This is a genomic window from Streptomyces sp. NPDC059900 (assembly GCF_050270335.1).
Taxonomy (GTDB): Bacteria; Actinomycetota; Actinomycetes; order Streptomycetales; family Streptomycetaceae; genus Streptomyces.
The window spans coordinates 1-1,763 of the sequence record NZ_JBNNJZ010001001.1 but is presented as its reverse complement, the minus strand read 5'-3'; the positions used below and the strand labels follow the sequence as shown (position 1 = coordinate 1,763).

At 65.1% G+C, this 1,763-nt stretch carries 2 protein-coding genes and 1 pseudogene; all 3 read right to left on the bottom strand.

The window, feature by feature from the left end:
* A pseudogene (locus ACQKIP_RS46630) lies at positions 1 to 100 on the bottom strand (glycosyltransferase family 2 protein); the annotation flags it as partial.
* Positions 101 to 138: 38 nt separating this feature from the next.
* Positions 139 to 972, bottom strand: coding sequence for a glycosyltransferase family 2 protein (locus ACQKIP_RS46625; RefSeq protein WP_365859954.1), 834 nt, complete (start codon positions 970 to 972; stop codon positions 139 to 141).
* A gap of 379 nt (positions 973 to 1,351) precedes the next feature.
* On the bottom strand, positions 1,352 to 1,763 hold a 412-nt coding region (locus tag ACQKIP_RS46620; RefSeq protein ID WP_427745781.1), incomplete at its 5' end, for a GNAT family N-acetyltransferase.

The following is a 1,763-nucleotide window of genomic DNA, read 5'->3' as shown; positions in this document are numbered from 1 at the left end:
GCGTCTCCAGGGCCGCGAGGGACTGCGCCCGCACCGAGGCGACCGCCGCGAGGATGTCCTCCCAGCGGTCCTCGGTGTAGACGCAGACGACGACCGAGATACTCGCCGCCGGGTTTCCCCCGTGCCGGTCGGGAGCGCTCAAGACACCTCTCCCTGTCGCGTGCGGAAGGGAACGCCACGGGTGCGGCGCCGCCGGTCACGGCGGTTCGAGCGCTCCGTGAGGATCACCTTCAGGACCCGCAGACCGTCGCGCACGGCGCTGAGATTGCTGACGCCGTGGATGCGCAGGTACTCGTGGCTGGGGATCTCCTGCACCTTGAGCCCGGCCTTGACGACCCGGATGTTCATCAGGGTCTCGACCTCGAAGCCCGTGCAGTCGAGCTCTATCTTGTCCAGGCAGTGCCGCCAGAAGGCGTTGTAGCCGTAGCACAGGTCGGTGTAGCGGGCGCCGAACTTGGCGTTCACGACGGAGCACAGGACGTGGTTGCCGAGCTTGCGGATGGGCGTCATGTCGTCCGTGGCCCCGCCGTTGGCGAACCGGGAGCCCTTGGCGAAGTCCGCGCCCGAGACGAGGGCGGAGACATAGCTGACGATCTCGTGCCCGTCGGCCGAGCCGTCCGCGTCGACCATCACGATGATGTCGCCGGTGCAGGCCTCGAATCCGGTGATCAGGGCATCGCCCTTGCCCTTGCCGAGCTGTCGGACGACCTTCACGTCCGGCCACAGCTCGCGTGCGACGGCGACCGTGTCGTCGGTGGAATTGCCGTCCACGAGCACGACCTCATGGATCCAGTCGGGCAGTGTCTTGAAGACGTAGGGAAGATTCTCCGCCTCGTTCATCGCGGGAATCACGACGCTCACCGGCGGTGCGATCGCCAGGTGCGTGGAAATAGGTTTGTAGTTGACGGACAGTGCCGACTTGTCTAACGGACTCCGGTCCGGCTCGGCGGCCGGGCGCACAACAGAACTCATGAGTCTGGTCCCTCTCGTCCGGTGGACCGCCCACCCCCGGGCGGTCCGGCTGTGTATCCGGTTCGAAAGGGGGGTTCTCACTTGCGCATGACGAAATGGATCTCCGTGCATGCCAAAGTGGGCTGGCATCGCGCGGGACGTGACTCGGCAATATGCGGTAACCGAGCACGGCACCCCCCTACCGCGCCCCGCGCCGGAACCACCGCGACCTTGAGCCCTCCCCTAGATCGCATTGCGTGATGGACCGATGCGGGTGGATGTACGACGGTATTGATGATTGAGACCGTATGGCAAGGCCTGGAACGTAGCCTCACGTTTTTTATGATTTGGCCTGTCTTGGTGGGCACATATGGAGCGCCTTGTTCCTACTTGGCGATCTCTATTCCTTCTTTCTTGATCGAATTTTTCCCACCTGTTTGAGCAGCTTGTCGGCCGGTTCAAAGAATTCCGGCCGCGCCAGGACCGTGTTGCGCAGCGCCCTGACCGGAGCGCGTCGCGCCCGGTGCCCGATCGCTGCCGGATGGCGCAGAGCCACCCACCCCTCGGACACGGTGAGTTCGCGTGTCTTGAGGGAGTCCTTGTACTGCTTCTGGCCCCGGCCGAGGTCGAGATAGGCGATGCCGTCGGCGGCGGCCGCCTCGGCCATGCGCAGATGCATGATCAGGCCGGGCGAGTACTTGGCGTACGCAGGGTCGTAGGCCGGGAACCACTGGGCGATGACCCGCTCGGAGCGCATCCCGAAGTGCGCGGCGACCGGCACATCGTCGGCATAGAGCACGGAGCTGTCTCTT

Excerpts from the sequence above, each read along its gene's own strand:
- ACQKIP_RS46625 (WP_365859954.1), bottom strand. The coding sequence starts at position 972 with ATGAGTTCTGTTGTGCGCCCGGCCGCCGAGCCGGACCGGAGTCCGTTA.